This window comes from Pseudomonas putida, assembly GCF_001976065.1.
Lineage (GTDB): Bacteria > Pseudomonadota > Gammaproteobacteria > Pseudomonadales > Pseudomonadaceae > Aquipseudomonas > Aquipseudomonas serbica.
Genome location: NZ_MNAH01000007.1, coordinates 294,285 through 310,101 on the forward strand (window position 1 = coordinate 294,285; position 15,817 = coordinate 310,101).

Annotated in this window: 9 protein-coding genes; 5 read left to right on the forward strand and 4 right to left on the reverse strand. The window is 62.0% G+C overall.

The annotated features are described in order from the left end of the window. Nucleotides 1-89: 89 nt before the first annotated feature. The 4 genes from guaD to xdhA form a co-directional block, all read right to left on the reverse strand. Nucleotides 90-1,394: a guanine deaminase gene (gene guaD / locus BKX96_RS23415; RefSeq protein ID WP_046816197.1), complete on the reverse strand. Its 1,305-nt coding sequence runs from the start codon at nucleotides 1,392-1,394 to the stop codon at nucleotides 90-92. Between the two features lie 25 nt (nucleotides 1,395-1,419). Further along, the gene (xdhC, locus tag BKX96_RS23420; protein WP_046816198.1) at nucleotides 1,420-2,277 is read right to left on the reverse strand and encodes a xanthine dehydrogenase accessory protein XdhC; all 858 of its coding nucleotides are present in this window, start codon (nucleotides 2,275-2,277) and stop codon (nucleotides 1,420-1,422) included. 114 nt (nucleotides 2,278-2,391) lie between these two features. Beyond that, entirely contained in the window at nucleotides 2,392-4,791 is a 2,400-nt protein-coding gene (gene xdhB, locus BKX96_RS23425) for a xanthine dehydrogenase molybdopterin binding subunit (RefSeq protein WP_077185577.1), read from the reverse strand. Next, nucleotides 4,784-6,238 (reverse strand): xanthine dehydrogenase small subunit, encoded by a 1,455-nt coding sequence (gene xdhA, locus BKX96_RS23430; protein ID WP_046816200.1) that lies wholly within the window; start codon nucleotides 6,236-6,238, stop codon nucleotides 4,784-4,786. The genes xdhB and xdhA overlap by 8 nt, the downstream gene beginning before the upstream one ends. 265 nt (nucleotides 6,239-6,503) lie before the next feature. Here xdhA and BKX96_RS23435 point away from each other — a divergent pair, with 265 nt between their 5' ends. From BKX96_RS23435 to BKX96_RS23455, 5 genes are all read left to right on the forward strand, one after another. Further along, nucleotides 6,504-7,163, forward strand: coding sequence for a GntR family transcriptional regulator (locus BKX96_RS23435; protein WP_046816201.1), 660 nt, complete (start codon nucleotides 6,504-6,506; stop codon nucleotides 7,161-7,163). A 2-nt stretch (nucleotides 7,164-7,165) separates the two neighbouring features. Further along, nucleotides 7,166-10,654, forward strand: a complete 3,489-nt coding sequence (gene smc, locus BKX96_RS23440) for a chromosome segregation protein SMC (protein WP_046816202.1) — start codon at nucleotides 7,166-7,168, stop codon at nucleotides 10,652-10,654. Between the two features lie 255 nt (nucleotides 10,655-10,909). Next, entirely contained in the window at nucleotides 10,910-11,764 is an 855-nt protein-coding gene (gene zipA, locus BKX96_RS23445; protein ID WP_077185578.1) for a cell division protein ZipA, read from the forward strand. Nucleotides 11,765-11,928: 164 nt separating this feature from the next. Then, nucleotides 11,929-14,286 carry an NAD-dependent DNA ligase LigA gene (gene ligA / locus BKX96_RS23450; protein WP_077185579.1) on the forward strand — a complete coding sequence of 786 codons (2,358 nt, stop codon included), beginning with the start codon at nucleotides 11,929-11,931 and terminating at the stop codon, nucleotides 14,284-14,286. A 293-nt stretch (nucleotides 14,287-14,579) separates the two neighbouring features. Further along, entirely contained in the window at nucleotides 14,580-15,743 is a 1,164-nt protein-coding gene (locus BKX96_RS23455) for a zinc-binding metallopeptidase family protein (RefSeq protein ID WP_077185580.1), read from the forward strand. Nucleotides 15,744-15,817: the final 74 nt, after the last annotated feature.

Consider the following 15,817-nt stretch of genomic DNA (forward strand, 5'->3'; position numbering starts at 1 on the left):
AGCGGACTTGGTCGCGAATCAGGACGCAAAGACACAAAAATCCCCCGGAACCTAACGATTGCGGGGGATTTTTTATGCCCGGCGAAAACTCAGCGCTGATGCACCAGGTTCCCCGCCGCATAAGTCTGCAACACCGTCCGGTCATCCCCCAGCGTCATCAGCACAAACAACGTCTCGGCGATGTTATTGGCCTGCTGCAGGCGATAGCTCAGTAGCGGCGTGGCGTTGTAGTCCAGCACCAGGAAGTCGGCGTCGGTGCCCGGCTGCAGGTTGCCGATCTTGTCTTCCAGGCGCAGCGCACGGGCGCCGCCGAGGGTGGCCAGGTACAGCGACTTGAACGGGCTCAGGCGCGCACCTTGCAGTTGCATGACCTTGTAGGCTTCGTTGAGGGTTTGCAGCAGGGAGAAACTGGTGCCGCCACCGACATCGGTGCCGATGCCGACATTGAGCTTGTGCTTCTCGGCCATCGGCAGGTTGAACAGGCCGCTGCCGAGGAAGAAGTTCGAAGTCGGGCAGAACGAGATGGCCGAACCGGTTTCTGCCAGTCGCGCGCACTCGTCGTCGCACAAGTGCACGCCATGGGCGAACACCGAGCGCTCGCCGAGCAACTGGTAGTGATCGTAGACGTCGAGGTAGCCCTTGCGCTCCGGGAAGAGTGCCTTGACCCACTCGATTTCCTTGAGGTTTTCGCTGATGTGGGTCTGCATGTACAGATCCGGGTATTCGGTCAGCAACTGACCGGCCAGGGTCAGCTGTTCCGGGGTGCTGGTCGGTGCAAAGCGCGGGGTGACCGCATAGTGCAGGCGGCCCTTGCCGTGCCAGCGCTCGATCAGCGCCTTGCTGTCCAGGTAGCTGGATTCGGCGGTGTCGGTCAGGTAGTCCGGGGCGTTGCGGTCCATCATGACCTTGCCGGCGATCATGCGCAGGTCCAACTGCTCGGCGGCTTCGAAGAACGAATTCACCGATTGCGGATGCACGCTGCCGAACACCAGCGCGGTGGTGGTGCCGTTGCGCAGCAGTTCCTTGATGAAGATGTCCGCGACCTGGTCGGCGTGGGCCTTGTCGGCGAATTGGCTTTCGCAGGGGAAGGTGTAAGTGTTGAGCCAGTCCAGCAGTTGCTCGCCATAGGCGCCGACCATACCGGTTTGCGGCAGGTGGATGTGGGTGTCGATGAAGCCGGGGGTGATCAGCGCATCCTGGTAATGGTTGATCTCGATATCGGCCGGCAGGGTTGGCAACAGTTCACTGGCATGGCCGAGGGCGCTGATCTTGCCGTTATCGATCACCAGCAAGCCGTCCTCGAAATATTCGTACGAGGCTTCGATCCCGACTTCGGCAGGGTCGGCGATGCTGTGCAGAATGGCGGCGCGGTAGGCTTTGCGAGTCAGAGGCATGGTTGTTCTCTATTTATGAAGCTCATCAATTGGAAGCTTTCAATTTTGTCGCCTGACTGCGGCGTGAAACGGGCAGCAGCTTGGCAATCGGTTCGGCGCTGGAGGTTTGCTGGCCGAAATTGGCGTTATAGGTGGCGATGATTTCGCCGGCGATGGAGACGGCGATTTCCACAGGCAATTTGCCTTTGACTTCGCCGATGCCCATCGGACAGCGCATGCGTTGCACGACGCTGCTGTCGAAACCGCGGTCGCGCAGGCGGTGTTCGAACTTCACCCGTTTGGTCTTCGAGCCGATCAGGCCGAAGTAGGCGAAGTCGTTGCGCTTGAGGATCGCGGCGGTGAGCTCGAGGTCGAGCTGATGGTTGTGGGTCATGACGATGCAGTAGCTACCGACGGGCAGGTCGTCGATTTCGTCCACCGGTTCTTCGCTGACGATCTTGCGCACGCCGTGGGGGATCTGCTGCGGAAATTCGTCTTCGCGCGAGTCGATCCAGCGCACCCGGCAGGGCAGGCTGGCCAGCAGCGGCACCAGTGCGCGGCCGACGTGGCCGGCGCCGAACACAGCGATCTGCGCCTGGACCTGGCCCATCGGTTCGAACAGCAGCACGGTCGCGCCACCGCAGCACTGGCCCAGGCTGGCGCCGAGGCTGAAGCGTTCGAGATGGGTGTCCTGCTTGCCGCTGGCGAGCATCTCGCGGGCGATGTGCATGGCCTTGTATTCCAGGTGCCCGCCACCGATGGTGTCGAACGCTTGGTGGGCGCTGATGACCATCTTCGAACCGGCATTGCGCGGCGTCGAGCCGAGCTCTTCGATGATGGTCACCAACACACAGGGTTCGCCCTGGTTTTGCAGGTCGGCGAGGGCGTCGATCCAGTTGTACATAAACACCTCAACATCTCTGTTGTCTGTTCCGGCCTCTTCGCGAGCAGGCTCGCTCCCACAGGGAATGCATTCCAAATGTGGGAGCGAGCCTGCTCGCGAAGGCCGCACCTCGGTCTAGAGCGAAGCCAACTCGGTCTCAGCCTCGACAGCCTTCGCCGCCTTCAACTGGCGCATCTGCTCACAGCCCCACAACACCCGCTCCGGCGTCGCCGGTGCGTCGATTTTCGGTTGATGCTTGTAGTCGCCCAGACTGGCCACGGCATCCTTGATCGCGCACCACGCGGCGATGCCGAGCATGAACGGCGGCTCGCCCACGGCCTTGGAATGGAACACCGTGTCTTCCGGGTTCTTGCGGTTTTCCACCAGCTTGACCCGCAGGTCCAGCGGCATGTCGGCCACGGCCGGGATCTTGTAGCTGGCCGGGCCGTTGGTCATCAGCTTGCCCTTGTTGTTCCACACCAGCTCTTCCATAGTCAGCCAACCCATGCCCTGGATGAAACCGCCCTCGACCTGGCCGATGTCGATGGCCGGGTTCAGCGAGGCGCCGACGTCGTGGAGGATGTCGGTGCGCAGCATCTTGTACTCGCCGGTCAAGGTGTCGATGATCACCTCGCAGCAGGCGGCGCCGAAGGCGAAGTAATAGAACGGGCGCCCACGGGCCTGGCTGCGGTCGTAGTAGATTTTCGGGGTCTTGTAGAACCCGGTACTCGACAGCGACACCTGGGCGAAATACGCCTGCTGGATCAGCGCTTCGAAGGTCAGGATGTGATCGCGAACCCGCACATGGCCGTTATGGAACTCAACGTCTTCTTCGCTGACCTTGTACTGGCGAGCGGCAAATTCGACCAGGCGTTGCTTGATGGTCTCGGCGGCATTCTGCGCCGCCTTGCCGTTCAGGTCAGCGCCGCTGGACGCCGCGGTCGGCGAGGTATTTGGCACCTTGTCGGTGTTGGTCGCAGTGATCTGCACACGGTCCATTTCCACCTGGAACACCTCGGCCACCACCTGCGCGACCTTGGTGTTCAGGCCCTGGCCCATCTCGGTGCCGCCATGGTTCAGGTGGATGCTGCCGTCGGTGTAGACGTGCACCAGGGCGCCGGCCTGGTTGAGGAAGCTGGCGGTGAAGGAAATGCCGAATTTCACCGGGGTCAGCGCCAGGCCTTTTTTCAGGACCGGGCTGTTGGCGTTGTAGCGACGGATCGCTTCGCGGCGCTCGGCGTACTGGCTGCTGGCTTCCAGTTCGGCGGTCATCTCTTCGAGCATGTTGTGCTCGACGGTCTGGTAGTAGTGGGTGACGTTGCGCTCGGTCTTGCCGTAGTAGTTGGCCTTGCGCACCGTCAGCGGGTCGAGGGCCAGGTGCCGGGCGATGGCGTCCATCACTTCTTCGATGGCGACCATGCCTTGCGGGCCGCCGAAGCCACGGTAAGCGGTGTTCGAGGCGGTGTTGGTCTTGCAGCGGTGACCGTTGATGGTCGCGTCGCCCAGGTAATACGAGTTATCGGAGTGGAACATCGCCCGGTCGACGATCGACGCCGACAGGTCCGGCGAGCAGCCGCAGTTGCCGGCCAGATCCAGGGCGATGCCATGCAGGCGCCCGGTGCGGTCAAAGCCGACGTCGTACTCGACATAGAACGGATGACGCTTGCCGGTCATCAGCATGTCCTCGACCCGCGGCAGGCGCATCTTGGTCGGCTGGCCGGTGAGGTGCGCGATCACCGCGCACAGGCACGCCGGGCTCGCCGCCTGCGTCTCCTTGCCACCAAAACCGCCACCCATGCGGCGCATGTCGACAACGATCTTGTTCATCGACACGTCCAGCACTTCGGCCACCAGCTTCTGCACTTCAGTGGGGTTCTGGGTCGAGCAATAAACGATCATGCCGCCGTCTTCGGTGGGCATTACCGAGGAGATCTGGGTTTCCAGGTAGAAGTGTTCCTGGCCACCGATGTGCAGGGTGCCCTGGATGCGGTGCTCGGCGGTGGCCAGCGCCGTGGCCGAATCGCCGCGCTGATGGGTGTGGCTGTCGAGCACGAAGTGACGCTTGCGCAGGGCTTCGACCACGTCCAGCACTGGCTCCAGGTCTTCGTATTCGATGATCGCGGCCATCGCCGCCTTGCGCGCGGTTTCCAGGTCCTTCGCGGCGACGGCGAGCACCGGCTGGCCGACGAACTGCACGTCGTCGATGGCCAGCAGCGGGTCACCCGGTAGCAGCGGGCCGATGTCTTTCAGGCCCGGCACGTCTTCGTGGGTGATGGCGATGCGCACGCCTTCGAAGGCGTAGCACGGCTGGGTGTCGATGCTGATGATCCGCGCGTGGGCGCGGTCGGACAAGCGTGCATAAACGTGCAACTGGTTGGGAAATTCGAGGCGATCGTCGATGTACTGCGCTTCACCGGACACATGCTTGGCGGCGCTGTCATGCTTGACGCTGCGGCCGACACCGGTGGTCAGGTCCTTGGCGAACAGTTCAGCCAGTTCGGCCTGGGTCTTCTCTACGGCGTGATGGTTAGACATAAGCGGTCACCCGAGTCTCGATGTGCGGCGTTTGCAGTTCGATGAAGTATTTGCGCAGCAGGTTCTGTGCACTGAGCAGGCGATATTCCTTGCTGGCGCGGAAGTCCGACAGCGGCGTGAAATCGTCCGCCAGGGCGGCGCAGGCGCGTTCCACGGTGGCGTTGTTGAAGGGCGCACCGATCAACGCGGTTTCGCAACTGTTGGCGCGTTTTGGAATGGCCGCCATGCCACCGAAGGCCACGCGGGCATCGGCGATCACACCGTTTTCCAGGCGCAGGTTGAACGCCGCGCACACTGCAGAGATGTCATCGTCCAGGCGCTTGGACACCTTGTAGGCGCGGAACAGTTGCTCGACGCTGGCACGCGGCACGATGATCTTCTCGATGAACTCGCTTTCCTGGCGCGCGGTGACGCGGTAATCGATGAAGTAGTCTTCCAGGGCCAGGGTGCGGCGGGTATCGCCCTTGCACAGGACAATCTGTGCGCCCAGGGCAATCAGCAGCGGAGGCGAGTCGCCGATGGGCGAGGCGTTGCCGATGTTGCCGCCCAAGGTGCCCTGGTTGCGGATCTGCAAGGAGGCGAAGCGCTGCAGCAGTTCGCCGAAGTCCGGGTACTCGGCCTTCAGGGCTTCGTAGCAGTCGGAGAGGGCGGTGGCGGCGCCGATTTCCAGGCGGTCGTCGAAGCGCTCGATGCGCTTCATCTCGGCGACGTTGCCGACGTAGATCATCACCGGCAGGGTGCGGTGGAACTGGGTCACTTCCAGCGCCAGGTCGGTGCCGCCGGCCAGCAGCCGGGCCTGTGGATAAGCGTCATAGAGGTCGGCCAGGTCGGCCACGGTCAAGGGCACCAGGCAGCGCTTGTCGCCACTGTTGAGTTCGCCGATGTCGGTAGGCGCGATAGCCTTGAGCCGGGCGATGGTCTGGGCTTCATTGGCATCGAACTGATCCGGTTGTTTACCGCAGCAGGACTGCTCGGCGGCTTCCAGGATCGGCCGGTAGCCGGTGCAGCGGCAGAGGTTGCCGGCCAGGGCCTCGTGGGCCTTGTGCTGATCCGGTGCGTCGCTGTTCTTTTGCAGGGCAAACAACGACATCACGAAACCCGGGGTGCAGAACCCGCATTGCGAGCCGTGGCACTCGACCATGGCCTTCTGCACGCTGTGCAATTCGCCCTTGTGCTTGAGGTCTTCAACGCTGATCAGTTGCTTGCCGTGCAGGGACGACACGAACGTCAGGCACGAGTTGAGACTGCGGTAGCGAATGTGTTCGCGGCCTGCGTCATCCGTCTGCAACTCGCCGACCACCACGGTGCATGCGCCGCAGTCACCGCTGGCGCAGCCTTCTTTGGTGCCGGGTTTGCCCACATGGTCGCGCAGATAATTGAGCACGGTCAGGTTCGGGTCCAGGGCGTGCTCGCTACGGAGTTCCTGGTTTAGTAAAAACTGGATCACGGAAGGCCTCGCAGACTCATTATTGTTGTTAACCGACATGAACCGAATTTAGCAGGTCTGACTTTCCGGTCAATGATTTTCTGACTTAAAGGTCAGGAAAATGCATTTTGTCGATTAACGCCGCTTTTCTTCATTATTGACCCTCGATCAATACCCTGCTTTTTGCTTGAATCGTGCCAAAACCAGCGGGCAGGCCCTGCGCCATGACGTATCAATTGCGCTACACTGCGCCGCTTGTACAAATCGAAGAGTTTGAAGGACAACCATGACGTTCAAGGCGCCGGACAGCCTCGCCGAGCAAATCGCGCATCACCTCGCCGAACGCATCATTCGCGGCGAGATGAAGCCCGGAGAGCGCATCCAGGAACAGAAGGTCACCCAGGCACTCGACGTCAGCCGCGGTTCGGTGCGCGAGGCCTTGCTGATTCTCGAGCGCCGGCACCTGATCGCCATCCTGCCGCGCCGTGGCGCCCACGTCACCGAACTCACCGCGCACAAGGTCAAGAGCCTGTGCACGCTGATGAGCGAGATGTACATCCTGCTCGCCAACGCCGTGGCCACCGGCTGGAAAGTCCAGGCCGACCTCGCGCCATTCGTGCAGATCCAGCAGCGCCTGACCGCCAGCTACGAGCGCCAGGACATCCATAGCTTCGTCGACGACAGTTTCAACGTGATGCGCGCCACGTATTCGTTCGCCAACAATCCGTACCTGCAGGAAACGGTCGAGAACCTGCAGCCGGCCATGAGCCGCGCGTATTTCCTCGCCCTCGACCAGCGCAAGGCCTCGATGAGCGAATACCTGGTGTTGTTCGAGCGCCTGCTCGCCGCCGTGATTGCCCGTGACTTTGCCCTGATCCGCGAAGTGCTGACCGCCTACGGCCAGCGCAGCTGCGATCTGGTGATCTCTGCCCTGACGGACGCATAAGCGTGCGGCTAAAGTGCATCAAGCTGGCGGGGTTCAAATCCTTCGTCGACCCGACCACGGTGAACTTCCCCAGCAACATGGCGGCGGTGGTCGGACCCAATGGTTGCGGCAAGTCAAACATCATCGACGCCGTGCGTTGGGTGATGGGCGAGAGTTCGGCGAAGAACCTGCGCGGCGAGTCGATGACCGACGTCATCTTCAACGGTTCGACCAGCCGTAAACCGGTGAGCCAGGCGAGCATCGAGCTGGTGTTCGATAACACCGACGGCACATTGCTCGGTGAATACGCCGCCTATGCGGAAATTTCCATTCGCCGCAAAGTCACCCGCGACAGCCAGACCACCTATTACCTCAACGGCACCAAATGCCGCCGGCGCGACATCACCGATATCTTCCTCGGCACCGGCCTCGGTCCGCGCAGCTACTCGATCATCGAGCAGGGGATGATTTCCAAGCTCATCGAATCCAAGCCTGAAGACTTGCGCAACTTCATCGAAGAAGCGGCGGGGATCTCCAAGTACAAGGAACGTCGGCGCGAAACCGAAAACCGCATCCGCCGTACCCACGAAAACCTCGAGCGCCTGACCGACCTGCGCGAAGAGCTCGAACGCCAACTCGAACGCTTGCACCGCCAGGCCGAAGCGGCCAAGAAATATCAGGAATTAAAAGGCGAGGAGCGTCAGCTCAAGGCGCAACTGTCGGCCCTGCGCTGGCAGGACCTGAACGAACAGGTCGGCCAGCGCGAAGCAATCATCGGCACCCAGGAAATCAGTTTCGAGGCCCTGGTGGCCGAACAGCGCAACGCCGATGCCAGCATCGAGCGCCTGCGCGACGGCCATCACGACCTCTCCGAGCGCTTCAATCTGGTGCAGGGGCGCTTCTATTCGGTCGGCGGCGACATCGCCCGGGTCGAACAGAGCATCCAGCACGGGCAGCAGCGCTTGCGCCAGTTGCAGGACGACCTGAAAGAAGCTGAGCGCGCGCGCCTGGAGACCGAGTCGCACCTGGGCCACGACCGCACGCTGCTGCTGACCCTCGGCGAAGAACTGGACATGCTCACGCCGGAGCAGGAAGTCACCAGCGCTGCCGCCGAAGAGGCCGCCGCCACGCTGGAAGAATCCGAAACCACCATGCACGCCTGGCAGGAGCAGTGGGACACCTTCAACCTGAGCGCTGCCGAGCCCCGGCGCCAGTCTGAAGTCCAGCAGTCGCGCATCCAGCAACTGGAAACCAGCCTGGAGCGCCTGGCCGATCGGCAGAAACGCTTGGGTGAGGAGCGCGCCTTGCTCTCGGCGGACCCGGAAGATGCGGCGATCATGGCGCTCAGCGAGCAGCTTGCCGAATCCGAGGCGACCCTCGAGGATTTGCAGACCAGTGAAGAAGCTCAGGTCGAAAAGCTCGAGCAACTGCGCCAGCAATTGCAGCACGCGCTGACGGCGCAGCAACAGGCCCAGGGCGATCTGCAGCGGCTCAACGGTCGACTGGCTTCGCTCGAAGCCCTGCAGCAAGCCGCGCTCGATCCGGGCACCGGCACCGCCGAATGGCTGCGCGAGCAGCATCTGGCGGATCGCCCGCGCCTGGCCGAAGGGCTGAAGGTTGAAGCGGGTTGGGAACTGGCGGTGGAAACCGTTCTCGGCGCCGACCTGCAAGCGGTGCTGGTGGATGACTTCAACGACTTTGACCTGTCCAGCTTTGCCCAAGGCGACCTGCGCCTGCTCAGCCCGGCCAGCGATGGCCAGCGGGTGCCCGGCAGTCTGCTCGACAAGGTCGAGGCACAGATCGATCTGTCGCCGTGGCTGGGCCAGGTCAAGCCGGTCGAGAGCCTGGAGCAAGCGCTGGCCATGCGTGGCCAGTTGGCCGCGGGCCAGAGCTTGATCAGCCGCGACGGCTACTGGGTCGGTCGGCACTTCCTGCGGGTACGCCGGGCCAGTGAAGCAGAAAGCGGCATGCTCGCCCGTGGCCAGGAAATCCAGAAACTGGGCCTGGAGCGCGAAGAGCGCGAGGCGGCGGTCGAGACCCTGGAAACCGAATTGCAGAACCTGCGGGCGCAACAGCGTCAGCAGGAAAACGGTCGCGAACACTTGCGTCGTTTGCTTCAAGACGAAGCCCGTCAGCAAGGCGAACTCAAGGCCCAGCTATCGGCCGGCAAAGCCAAGGCCGAGCAGTTGGCCCTGCGGCGCACCCGCCTTGACGAAGAAATCGAGGAATTGGGCGAGCAACGCGCCCTGGAGCACGAAAACATCGGCGAAGCGCGCCTGCAATTGCAGGAAGCCCTCGACGCCATGGCCCTGGATACCGAGCAGCGCGAACTGCTGCTGGCCCAGCGCGACAGCTTGCGCGAGCGGCTTGATCGGGTGCGCCAGGAGGCCCGCCAGCACAAGGATCACGCCCATCAACTGGCGGTGCGCCTGGGCTCGCTCAAGGCCCAGCACGATTCCACGCGCCAGGCCCTGGAACGCCTGGAAATGCAGGCCGAGCGCCTGACGGAAAAACGCGAGCAATTGAGCCTCAACCTGGAAGAGGGCGAGGCGCCGCTGGAAGAGTTGCGCCTGAAACTCGAAGAACTGCTCGACAAGCGCATGACCGTCGACGAAGAGCTCAAGACCGCGCAGATCGCCCTGGAAGATGCCGACCGCGAACTGCGTGAGGCCGAGAAACGCCGCAACCAGGCCGAACAACAGTCCCAGCTGATTCGCAGCCAGTTGGAAACACAGCGCATGGAATGGCAAGCCCTGACCGTGCGGCGCAAGGCGTTGCAGGACCAGTTGCTCGAAGACGGCTACGACCTGCACGGCGTGCTGGCCACGCTGACCGCCGAGGCCAGCGAGAAAGCCGCCGAGGAAGAACTCGAGCGCATTGCCGCGCGAATCCAGCGCCTGGGCGCGATCAACCTCGCGGCCATCGATGAGTACCAGCAACAATCGGAGCGTAAACGTTACCTGGACGCCCAGAACGACGATCTGGTCGAAGCGCTCGATACGCTCGAAAACGTGATTCGCAAGATCGACAAGGAAACTCGAAACCGTTTCAAAGATACCTTTGATCAGATCAATGGCGGTTTACAGGCACTTTTCCCAAAAGTTTTCGGTGGAGGCCGCGCCTATTTGGAACTGACGGGCGAAGATCTACTCGATACAGGGGTGACGATCATGGCGCAGCCGCCCGGAAAGAAGAACAGCACCATCCATTTGCTCTCCGGTGGCGAAAAAGCCCTGACCGCATTGGCCCTGGTTTTTGCGATCTTCAAGTTGAACCCGGCGCCGTTCTGCATGCTCGATGAAGTGGACGCGCCATTGGATGACGCTAACGTTGGACGCTATGCACGACTGGTCAAGGAGATGTCGCAGACGGTGCAGTTCATCTATATCACCCACAACAAGATCGCCATGGAAATGGCCGATCAACTGATGGGGGTGACGATGCACGAGCCGGGATGCTCGCGTCTGGTGGCGGTGGATGTCGAGGAGGCCATGGCGATGGTGGATGCCTGAGGCGCGGCTTTCAGGGGGGATTTTTTTGCAGTGGGACTCAATTAGCCATGCCGACTTGCTGGCCAATCGACATATTCGCGGGACCAAGGTGCCAGACGGTGTAAAGTTGCCTTTGGTCGTGCTAGTTTAATGTCAATTTTTCGTATACGTGGGCAAAACGCCTGTCAGAACATAGAGTTGGCGCCACGTTTTAAAGCGGTTTACAGAATGTAAGCCCCTTATTTTTCAGCATTTTTTATAGAGGCACGGGATTACATGGAAATCGGTCTGCGCGAGTGGCTGATCGTCATCGGCATTATTGTCATTGCCGGTATTCTTTTTGATGGCTGGCGCCGTATGCGCGGCGGCAAGGGAAAACTGAAATTCCGTCTTGACCGGAGCCTGTCCAACCTGCCCGAAGAGGACACCAGCCCCGAGCTGTTGGGCCCGTCTCGCGTGCTGGATACGCACAAGGAACCGCAACTGGACGAGCACGACCTGCCGTCGGTGAGCATGCCGGCCCGTGAGTCCCATGATTCGGGCTCCAAGCGCGGCAAGCGTGGCCATGGTGAGCCTTCCCAGGGCGACATGAACCTCAGCCTGGACCTGGATGGCGGCCCGAGCTTCAGCAGCCGTGACGACGATTTCCCGGATGACACCAAGCCCGCGCCATCGGTCAGCGACAAGGAACAGCCGCAAGCCGAAGAAGTGCTGGTCATCAGCGTGATCTGCCGCGATCCTGCCGGCTTCAAAGGCCCGGCACTGCTGCAGAACATTCTTGAAAGCGGCCTGCGTTTTGGTGAAATGGACATCTTCCACCGTCACGAAAGCATGGCGGGTAATGGTGAAGTGCTGTTCTCCATGGCCAACGCGGTCAAGCCTGGCGTCTTCGACCTGGACGACATCGACCACTTCAGCACCCCTGCGGTAAGCTTCTTCCTCGGCCTGCCAGGCCCGCGTCATCCGAAGCAGGCCTTCGACGTGATGGTGGCGGCAGCGCGTAAATTGTCGCAAGAGTTGAACGGCGAACTGAAGGACGACCAGCGCAGCGTACTGACCGCCCAGACGATCGAGCATTACCGTCAGCGCATCGTCGAGTTCGAACGTCGCGCACTGACCCAAAAACGTTAAAACCAGCAGTGTGTGGCGACTTCCACACCCTGTAGGAGTCCGGCTTGCCGGCGAAGGCGATTTCAAATACGCCTTCGCCGGCAAGCCGGACTCCTACAATGATTTGTACAGCATCAACAAATTGAGCAGCCTCGGCTGCTCTTTTGCTTTATGAGAGACCACCCATGACTGCCGCCCAAGACCGCATTCTAGAGCTACGCGCCGAGCTGGATCAGCACAACTATCGCTATCACGTACTGGACGAGCCGAGCATCCCGGACGCCGAGTACGACCGGTTGTTCAACGAGCTCAAGGCCCTCGAAGCGGCCCATCCCGACCTGGTCACCCGCGACTCGCCCACCCAGCGGGTCGGCAGCGCGGCGCTGTCGGCCTTCACCCAGGTGCGCCACGAAGTGCCGATGCTCAGCCTGGGCAACGCCTTCGAAGAAACCGACATGCGCGAGTTTGACCGTCGGGTGACCGAAGGCCTGGACCTGCCGGCCGGTGACCTGTTCGGCGCTGGCGCGGCGGTGGAATACAGCTGCGAACCCAAGCTCGATGGCCTGGCGGTCAGCCTGCTTTACCAGGACGGTATGTTGGTGCGCGGCGCCACCCGCGGCGACGGCACCACCGGTGAAGACATCAGCGTCAACGTGCGCACCGTACGCAACATCCCGCTCAAGTTACACGGCAGCGGCTGGCCGACGACCCTGGAAGTGCGCGGCGAGGTGTTCATGTCCAAGGCCGGTTTCGAGCGGCTCAACGCCACGCAACTGGAAGTCGGCGGCAAGACTTTCGCCAACCCGCGTAACGCCGCGGCCGGCAGCCTGCGCCAGCTGGATTCGAAGATCACCGCCAACCGTCCGCTGGAGTTCTGCTGCTACGGCATCGGCCAGGTGTCTGCGGACATCGCCGATACCCACATCGGCAACCTGCAGCAGCTCAAGGCTTGGGGCATGCCCATCAGCCATGAGCTGAAACTGGCGAAGGGCATTGATGAGTGCCTGGATTACTACCGCGACATCGGCGAACGCCGCAACGCGTTGCCCTATGAAATCGACGGCGTGGTGTTCAAGGTCAACAGCATCGCCTCCCAGCGTGAACTGGGCTTCCGCGCCCGCGAACCGCGCTGGGCCATCGCCCATAAATTCCCCGCCATGGAAGAACTCACCGAGTTGCTCGACGTCGAGTTCCAGGTCGGTCGCACCGGCGCGGTGACGCCGGTGGCGCGCCTGCGGCCGGTCAAGGTCGCCGGTGTCACCGTGGCCAATGCAACGCTGCACAACATGGACGAAGTGGCACGCCTGGGCTTGATGATCGGCGACACAGTGATCATCCGCCGCGCGGGCGATGTGATTCCGCAAGTGGTGCAAGTGGTCAACGAACGTCGTCCGGAAGACGCCCGGCCGGTGCAGATCCCGCAGCAGTGCCCGGTGTGCGGCTCCCATGTCGAGCGTACCCAGCTGGTCAAACGCAGCAAGGGCCGCGAGACCGTCAGCGAAGGCGCGGTGTATCGCTGCGTCGGGCGCCTGGCCTGTGGTGCGCAGCTCAAGCAGGCGATCATTCACTTCGTCTCCCGCCGGGCCATGGACATCGAAGGGCTGGGCGACAAGAGCGTCGAACAACTGGTCGATGAAGGCCTGGTCAGTTCACCGGCCGACCTGTACGCCCTGAAGTTCGAAGACATCGTCGACCTTGAAGGTTTTGCCGAGCTGTCGAGCAACAAGCTGCTCAGTGCCATCGCCGACAGCAAGAAACCGAGCCTGGCACGCTTCATCTATGCCCTGGGCATTCCCGATGTTGGTGAAGAGACGGCCAAGGTGCTGGCGCGTTCCCTGGGTTCGCTGGAGCGGGTGCAGCAGGCCTTGCCGCAAGTGCTGACCTACCTGCCGGACGTCGGCTTGGAAGTGGCGCACGAGATTCACAGCTTCTTCGAAGACGCGCACAACCAGCAGGTGATTGCCGAGCTGCTCAAGCACGGTCTGCAGATTCAGGACCAGGGCGAGCTGGGCGCCGAGTTTGCCGCCAGCACTACGCTGGGCGGTTTCCTCGACAAGCTGCACATTCCATCCGTGGGGCCGGGCGGGGCGCAGAAACTGGCTGACAAGTTCGGTACGTTGCAAGCGGTGATCAGCGCCGACTGGCTGGACATGCGCCAGGCCTTGCCCGAGAAGCAGGCCACCTCGGTTCGCGAGTTTTTCGCCGTCGAGGCCAATCGCCAACTGGCCCAGGACGCCGAGAAGCAACTGGCCGATTTCGGCATGCACTGGCAGAGCGAGAAGAAAGTCGTCGAAGGCCTGCCGCTGGCCGGCCAGTCCTGGGTGCTCACCGGTTCGCTGGAACTGATGAGCCGCGATGTGGCCAAGGACAAACTCGAAAGCCTGGGCGCCAAAGTGGCCGGCTCCGTATCGGCCAAGACCCACTGCGTGGTCGCAGGGCCGGGGGCGGGGTCGAAGTTGACCAAGGCCAATGAGCTCGGGCTAAAAGTGCTGGATGAAGAAGCATTCGTCGAGTTCCTGAGCAAACAAGGCATAACCGTATAACGCCATTTGCCGGCAGCCATCCCCTACAGAACCCCACAACCCTGTAGGAGCTGGCTTGCCAGCGAAGACGGCAGCAGCCCCACCAAAAAGCGCATGATCCACCCCCATCCCCCTGTAGGAGCTGGCTTGCCAGCGAAGACGGCAGCAGCCCCACCAAAAAGCGCATGATCCACCCCCATCCCCCTGTAGCTGGCTTGCCAGCGAAGGCGATCTCCACCCCACCACAAGAAACCGGGAACGATCACCCCCCAGCCATGATCTAGTCTTGGCAAGCCCCCAGGGAGAGATCGCTCATGTACCGCTTCTTCGAACAGCTCACTTCGCGCATCGCGGCACCCTTCATGGGCGAAAGCTCGCGCAACAGCAAGATCTGGCCCTGTCGTTGCGGCCAGTCGCTGTTCTTTCGCAACAGCCAGTGCCTGGCGTGTTCCGCAGCCCTGGGTTATCAACCGGAACAGAGTCGCCTGTCCTCGCTGCAACCGGGCGTGCAACCCGACACCTGGCTGCTCGATGCCGACCCTGGTGCCGGCGTGTTCCGTCGCTGCGCCAACCTCGATTCCCCAGCCGCCTGCAATTGGCTGCTAGCGGCAAACCACCACGATGCCCTGTGCATCGCCTGCAGCCTGAACCGTACCATCCCCGATTTATCCATCGCCGAGAACCACGAGCGCTGGCGCAAGGTGGAAACCGCCAAGCGTCGCCTGATCGCGCAGCTGCTCAGCCTTGGATTGCAAGTCATCCCGAAAACCCAGGACGAAGAAACCGGCCTGGCCTTTGACGTCATCGGCGTCGACCTCGAAGGCAAGGCACCCACCACCGGCCACGCCAACGGCCTGATCACCCTCGACATCAAGGAAGCCGACGACGCCCACCGCGAACAGGTGCGAGTGCAGATGCACGAACCCTATCGCACCTTGCTCGGGCATTTCCGTCACGAAGTCGGGCATTATTATTGGGACCGCTTGATTGCCAACAGCGATTGGCTGCAACCCTTTCGCGACCTGTTCGGCGATGAACGCGCCAGCTACGCCGACGCCCTGGAACGGCATTACCAGCAAGGCGCGCCGCTCGACTGGCAGCAGCAGTACGTCAGCGCCTACGCCACCATGCACCCTTGGGAAGACTGGGCGGAAACCTGGGCTCACTACCTGCACATGATGGACGCCGTCGACACCGCGCTCGGCTTTGGCATGAGCGCGCGGGAAATGGACTTCGACTACCAGCCGTTTCCCTCCAGCACCCTTTACGATCCGCAGCACCCCGGCGGCGCTGCCTTCCTGTCATTCGTCAATGCCTGGATCGAACTGGCCGGCATGCTCAATGAGCTGTCGCGCAGCATGGGCCAGCCGGATTTCTACCCCTTCGTGCTACCACCCGCGGTGATCGCCAAGCTGCACTTCATCCACCTGGTGATCCAGCGCGAGGGCGGCCGGGCGGATGAAGTACTGGCACAATAGTTGTGCATGATGGCAATTCAGTTTCAATTAAGTTCGTTTCGCTAAGGTGACCTCCGTAAGCAACACATAAAAAA

What these genes read in the sequence shown, in the direction of transcription:
- guaD (WP_046816197.1), bottom strand. Translation starts at nt 1,394, where the DNA reads ATGCCTCTGACTCGCAAAGCCTACCGCGCCGCCATTCTGCACAGCATC.
- zipA (WP_077185578.1), top strand. Translation starts at nt 10,910, where the DNA reads ATGGAAATCGGTCTGCGCGAGTGGCTGATCGTCATCGGCATTATTGTC.
- BKX96_RS23435 (WP_046816201.1), top strand. Translation starts at nt 6,504, where the DNA reads ATGACGTTCAAGGCGCCGGACAGCCTCGCCGAGCAAATCGCGCATCAC.
- xdhC (WP_046816198.1), bottom strand. Translation starts at nt 2,277, where the DNA reads ATGTACAACTGGATCGACGCCCTCGCCGACCTGCAAAACCAGGGCGAA.
- BKX96_RS23455 (WP_077185580.1), top strand. Translation starts at nt 14,580, where the DNA reads ATGTACCGCTTCTTCGAACAGCTCACTTCGCGCATCGCGGCACCCTTC.
- xdhB (WP_077185577.1), bottom strand. Translation starts at nt 4,791, where the DNA reads ATGTCTAACCATCACGCCGTAGAGAAGACCCAGGCCGAACTGGCTGAA.
- ligA (WP_077185579.1), top strand. Translation starts at nt 11,929, where the DNA reads ATGACTGCCGCCCAAGACCGCATTCTAGAGCTACGCGCCGAGCTGGAT.